This is a genomic window from Halorubrum tibetense, assembly GCF_042661865.1.
Taxonomy (GTDB): Archaea; Halobacteriota; Halobacteria; order Halobacteriales; family Haloferacaceae; genus Halorubrum; species Halorubrum tibetense.
Window position 1 is genome coordinate 1 of record NZ_JBHSWW010000742.1, and the last position, 512, is coordinate 512.

Sequence of the window (512 nt, forward strand, 5' to 3'; positions counted from 1 at the left end):
GAGCGACTGTCTAGCTGACTCGCGCCCACAATAATCAAGCCGGCGCACCAATTCAACTGCTAATTTATCCAAGCTTACATTTGCGACCAACTAGTCTATCTTTTATTTGGTGAATTCGACGCATAGTGATAGGCAAATCAAATCGTCGACGGCATACTCTGGTTGCAGATTGTTCAAAAGCACCATCCAATAATTTTAAGAACGTCGGAGAGCAGCATGATCAAACCACTCAAGAATTTTCTTCCCTTGGCTATCAGCGCAGCCATCGCGAGCGCAGCAACAGCACAAGACCTCGTACTGGAGGAAGTAGTCGTTACCGCCCAAAAGCGCGTCGAGCGCCTACAAGATGTCCCAATCTCTGTTAACGCCGTATCGGGCGCGAAAATGGAAGAGGCTGGCATCACCAACCTCGAGGGCATGACTGCCTATGTCCCCAATTTAACGATGAACCAAACCGGTATCGGCACTATTATCGCCATCCGCGGTATTAGCTCTGGCATCAACCAAGGTTT

At 49.0% G+C, this 512-nt stretch carries 1 protein-coding gene; it reads left to right on the forward strand.

Features of this window, described 5'->3' with window-relative positions; genetic code table 11:
* Positions 1-216: 216 nt before the first annotated feature.
* Positions 217-512 (forward strand): TonB-dependent receptor plug domain-containing protein (locus tag ACFQEU_RS18065; RefSeq protein ID WP_379784410.1); only part of this gene is annotated, 296 nt, incomplete at its 3' end.